Source organism: Herbaspirillum sp. B65 (genome assembly GCF_000333555.1).
Taxonomy (GTDB): domain Bacteria; phylum Pseudomonadota; class Gammaproteobacteria; order Burkholderiales; family Burkholderiaceae_D; genus Herbaspirillum; species Herbaspirillum rubrisubalbicans.
On sequence record NZ_BADI01000646.1, the window covers coordinates 1 to 4,870 of the forward strand.

Genomic DNA, 4,870 nt, shown 5'->3' on the forward strand with positions numbered 1-4,870 from the left:
CAGGTGACCACCGGCATCCAGGCACTGCCGCGCGGCCAGCGCATGGCCGGTGCCGCACTGGGCTGACGNCCGGTGCAGACCTATCGCTATGTGCTCTNGCCGATGGCTTTCCGCATCATCATCCCGGCACTGACCAACGAGTTTGCCGCCATCATCAAGAACAGTTCGGTGGCACTGACCATCGGCTTGGTCGAGCTCACTGCGGCGACCTACTCGATGCGTGAATTTACCTTCCAGACGTTCGAGGCGCTCACCGGTGCCACCGTCATCTACGTGATCATTTCCGTCATCGCCCTGTTCCTGGCGCGTCTGCTGGAAAAAGTCACCGCCGTTCCGGGCTACATCACCGGCGGCAGCACCAGCGCAGGAGGGCATTGATCCATGTTCAGCAATTTCGATTTCGACGTCATCCAGCGTTCCTGGGTCTACCTGTTTACGACCGGCCTGAAGTTCACCCTGATCCTGACCTTCTCGGCCATGGCCGGCGGCATCATCCTGGGTACGCTGCTGGCCATGATGCGCTTGTCGTCCAACAAGCCGCTCTCCTTCATCGCCACCACCTACGTCAACCTGATCCGCTCCATTCCGCTGGTGCTGGTGATCTTCTGGTTCTACTTCCTGGTGCCCTTCATCGGTGCCTGGATCATCGGCGCCTCCGAGCCTATCCAGGTCGGCGCCTTCGAATCGGCCCTGATCACCTTCATCCTGTTCGAGGCGGCTTACTACTGCGAGATCATGCGCTCGGGCATCCAGTCCATCCCGCGTGGCCAGGTGTTCGCCGGCTATGCCATCGGCATGAACTACTGGCAGATGATGGGCAACGTGGTGCTGCCCCAGGCCTTCCGCAACATGACGCCGATCCTGCTCACGCAAACCATCGTGCTGTTCCAGGACGTCTCGCTGGTCTATGTGCTGGGTTCGGTGCCGGACTTCGTCACCAGCGCCTCCAAGATCGCTCAGCGTGATGGCCGTCTGGTGGAAATGTACCTGTTCGTGGCCGTGGTCTACTTCATTCTCAGTTTCAGCTTGTCGCAACTGGTCAAGCGCTTCCAGAAGAAGATCGCCATCATCCGCTAATGCCTTTGACGGCCGCCGCCGGTGCGCTATAGCGAGGCGGGCGGCCAGTCAATCCAGAATTCAGAAATCCAGGAGAAACAAATGATTGAACTCAACAATGTCAGCAAGTGGTACGGCAGCTTCCAGGTCCTGACCGACTGCTCGACCTCCGTCAAGAAGGGTGACGTGGTGGTGGTGTGCGGCCCGTCCGGTTCCGGCAAGTCCACGCTGATCAAGACCGTCAACGGCCTGGAGCCGTTCCAGAAAGGCACCATCACCGTCGATGGTGTCTCGGTGGGTGACCCCAAGACCAACCTGTCCAAGCTGCGCGCGCGCATCGGCATGGTGTTCCAGAACTTCGAACTGTTCCCGCACCTGTCCATTCGCGAGAACCTGACCATCGGCCAGATCAAGGTGCTGGGCCGCTCCAAGGAAGAGGCCACCGAAAAGGGCTTGAAGTACCTGGACCGCGTGGGCCTGTTGGCGCACAAGGACAAGTTCCCCGGCCAGCTCTCCGGCGGCCAGCAGCAGCGCGTGGCCATCGCCCGTGCGCTGTCGATGGATCCGATCGCCATGCTGTTCGATGAACCGACCTCGGCGCTGGACCCGGAAATGATCAATGAAGTGCTGGACGTCATGGTCGGCCTGGCCCAGGAAGGCATGACCATGATGGTGGTGACCCACGAAATGGGCTTTGCCCGCAAGGTCGCCAACCGCGTGGTGTTCATGGACAAGGGCGTGGTGGTGGAAGATTGTGCCAAGGATGAGTTCTTCGCTTCGCCGCGTTCGGAACGCGCACGCGACTTCCTGGCCAAGATCATCACGCACTGATCGCGCCAGTCCTGTTGCAGCCAGGGCCGCTCCGGCAACGGGGCGGCCCTTGTCGTTTGGGCTATATCAAAAGGGCGGCAGGGCGGGTGCTCCGGGGTGCTTGACGGCTACGGTAGAATGTCGATCCTGAAGACATCGCGGCTGGCTCTCCACAGCCCGCATCCGCCGGGATGCCTCGCCTGACCCTCAGACCGACACCCACCCCAAGACCGAAAGACCCGCAATGAGCAACGTATTGACCATCACCCGCCCGGACGACTGGCACCTGCACCTGCGCGACGGCGCCACCATGCAGGACGTGCTGCCGCACACCGCTCGCCAGTTCGCGCGCGCCATCGTCATGCCCAACCTGAAGCCGCCGGTGACCACTACCGAGCAGGCCGGTGCCTATCGTCAGCGCATCCTGGCCGCGCTGCCGGCAGGCATGAGCTTCGAGCCGCTGATGGTGCTCTACCTGACCGACAATACTCCGCCCGATGAGATCCGCCGTGCCAAGGACAGCGGTTTCGTCAAGGCCGTCAAGCTCTATCCGGCCGGCGCCACCACCAATTCGGATGCTGGTGTGACCGATCTGTCCAAGTGCTACAAGACGCTGGAAGTATTGCAGGAAGTGGGAATGCCCTTCCTGGTCCATGGCGAAGTGACCAATCCCGAGATCGACCTGTTCGACCGCGAAGCGGTCTTCATCGATCGCATCATGAAGCCGCTGCGCCAGGCCATGCCCGAGCTGAAGGTGGTGTTCGAACACATCACCACCAAGGAAGCGGCCGACTACGTGCTGGCTGGCGAAGGCCCGACGGCCGCCACCATCACGGCGCACCACCTGCTGTTCAACCGCAACGAGATGTTCAAGGGCGGCATCCGTCCGCATTACTACTGCCTGCCGGTCTTGAAGCGCGAGACCCACCGCAAGGCGCTGGTGGCCGCCGCCACCTCGGGTAATGACAAGTTCTTCCTGGGCACCGACTCGGCGCCGCACGCCAAGGGCGTCAAGGAACATGCCTGCGGCTGTGCCGGTTGCTACACCGCCCTGCACGCGCTGGAGCTGTATGCCCAGGCCTTCGATAGCGCCGGCGCGCTGGACAAGTTCGAAGCCTTCGCCAGCTTCAATGGCCCGGACTTCTACAACCTGCCGCGCAACACCGGCACCGTGAGCTTGAAGCGCGAGACCTGGTCCATCCCGGCCGAGTTGCCCATGGGCGAGGCCACCGTGGTGCCGCTGTCGGCCGGTGAACAGATCCACTGGAAGATGGTCTGATCTTTTTCAATTCCGATCAGCCATGTTCCTTCGTCCCCGGTTCGCCTCCTGCTCGATGCAGCGCGAGGCGGCCGGGATGTCCCTGACAACGAGAGAAAGGCGAGGTGTATGCAATTCGTCGATGAACTGATTAACGATTTCGACAAGGCGCTGCGCGTGATCAATGGCGTGGTCTTCGAGAGCCGTCCCAATCCCGGGCGCGGCCTGCCGGACGGGATCATGAGCGAGGCCGAGAAGCGCCATGCGGCCGGGCTGATGCGCGTCAACAATGTGGGCGAGGTGTGTGCCCAGGCGCTCTATGACGCCCAGGGGCGGTTTGCCCAGACCCGCGAGATCAAGCAGGCCTTCGAGCGTGCCGGCATCGAGGAAGAGGATCATCTGGCCTGGACCGCCGAACGTGTGCGCGAGCTGGGTTCGCACACCAGTCTGCTCAATCCGCTGTGGTATGGCGGCGCCTATGTGCTGGGCAGCATTGCTGCGCGCCTGGGCGATGCGCGCAACCTGGGCTTCGTCTCCGAGACCGAGCGCCAGGTCGAGCATCACCTGATAGGGCATCTGGACAAGTTGCCGGCGCAGGACAACCGCTCGCGCGCCATCGTCGACCAGATGCGCATCGATGAAATCGCCCACGGCCAGGCCGCACGCGACCTGGGGGCGGCCGAGATGCCGGCGCCGGTCAAGGGGCTGATGAAGCTCATGGCCAAGGTGATGACCACGGTGGCTTATCGGATCTGATCGATGATCCGCCTTGCCGGTAGAAGAAAAAAGCGGCCGTGGCCGCTTTTTTCTTGGGGCCTGCGCGACTAGGCTTACTGTTGCTGTTGGGCGGCGGCCGAGGAAGTGTCGGTCAGGTCGTCGATGATCTCGAAGGAGTGCGTCATCTCGGCCGTCTTCTCCAGCATGATCGAAGCCGAGCAATACTTGTCGTGGGACAGCTTGATGGCGCGTTCCACCACATTGGTCTTGAGGTTGCGGCCACGCACGGTGAAGTGGAAATGGATCTTGGTGAAGACCTTGGGATCGGTCTCGGCGCGTTCGGACTTCAGGGTCACATCGCAGCCGCGCACATCCTGGCCGCTCTTGCGCAGGATCACCACCACGTCATAGGCGGTGCAGCCGCCGGTGCCGGCCAGCACCACTTCCATCGGACGCGGCGCCAGGTTGCGGCCACCGCCGTCGGGTGCGCCATCCATCGTCAGCAGGTGGCCCGAACCCGTTTCAGCCGTAAAGGTCATGCCGGACAAGCCGGTCCTGCACTGTCCCCGATCCGGATAACGGACCAAGGTTAGAACCTCAAACAAACCAGGGTGGTATTTCAAGGTCGGCTCCATAGAGACTAGCGTCCCTACTTCAAAGCCTCCCACCTATCCTACACAGATTGGTTCAAAGTCCAATGCAAAGCTACAGTAAAGGTTCATGGGGTCTTTCCGTCTAGCCGCGGGTAGATTGCATCATCACAAACATTTCAACTTCGCTGAGTCTCGGGAGGAGACAGTGTGGCCATCGTTACGCCATTCGTGCAGGTCGGAACTTACCCGACAAGGAATTTCGCTACCTTAGGACCGTTATAGTTACGGCCGCCGTTTACTGGGACTTCAATCAAGAGCTTGCACCCCATCATTTAATCTTCCAGCACCGGGCAGGCGTCACACCCTATACGTCCACTTTCGTGTTTGCAGAGTGCTGTGTTTTTATTAAACAGTCGCAGCCACCATTTATGCACCC

General features: G+C 61.2%; 5 protein-coding genes, 1 rRNA gene and 1 pseudogene. 5 read left to right on the plus strand and 2 right to left on the minus strand.

Annotated features, from left to right (window positions below; genetic code table 11):
* The 5 genes and pseudogenes from I5W_RS15265 to coq7 form a co-directional block, all read left to right on the plus strand.
* Positions 1-378 (plus strand): annotated as a pseudogene (locus I5W_RS15265) (ABC transporter permease subunit); the annotation flags it as partial.
* A gap of 3 nt (positions 379-381) precedes the next feature.
* Positions 382-1,077, plus strand: a complete 696-nt coding sequence (locus I5W_RS15270) for an amino acid ABC transporter permease (RefSeq protein WP_017452428.1) — start codon at positions 382-384, stop codon at positions 1,075-1,077.
* Between the two features lie 81 nt (positions 1,078-1,158).
* Positions 1,159-1,887: an amino acid ABC transporter ATP-binding protein gene (locus I5W_RS15275; protein WP_017452427.1), complete on the plus strand. Its 729-nt coding sequence runs from the start codon at positions 1,159-1,161 to the stop codon at positions 1,885-1,887.
* A gap of 223 nt (positions 1,888-2,110) precedes the next feature.
* The gene (gene pyrC, locus I5W_RS15280; RefSeq protein WP_044529868.1) at positions 2,111-3,145 is read left to right on the plus strand and encodes a dihydroorotase; all 1,035 of its coding nucleotides are present in this window, start codon (positions 2,111-2,113) and stop codon (positions 3,143-3,145) included.
* Positions 3,146-3,253: 108 nt separating this feature from the next.
* Positions 3,254-3,880, plus strand: a complete 627-nt coding sequence (gene coq7 / locus I5W_RS15285) for a 2-polyprenyl-3-methyl-6-methoxy-1,4-benzoquinone monooxygenase (RefSeq protein ID WP_044529869.1) — start codon at positions 3,254-3,256, stop codon at positions 3,878-3,880.
* A 74-nt stretch (positions 3,881-3,954) separates the two neighbouring features.
* Here the strand turns inward: coq7 and I5W_RS15290 are convergent, their stop codons facing one another.
* Together I5W_RS15290 and I5W_RS32515 are read right to left on the minus strand one after the other, a co-directional pair.
* The gene (locus I5W_RS15290; protein WP_441294728.1) at positions 3,955-4,290 is read right to left on the minus strand and encodes an OsmC family protein; all 336 of its coding nucleotides are present in this window, start codon (positions 4,288-4,290) and stop codon (positions 3,955-3,957) included.
* A 2-nt stretch (positions 4,291-4,292) separates the two neighbouring features.
* Positions 4,293-4,870, minus strand: a 23S ribosomal RNA gene (locus I5W_RS32515); the annotation flags it as partial.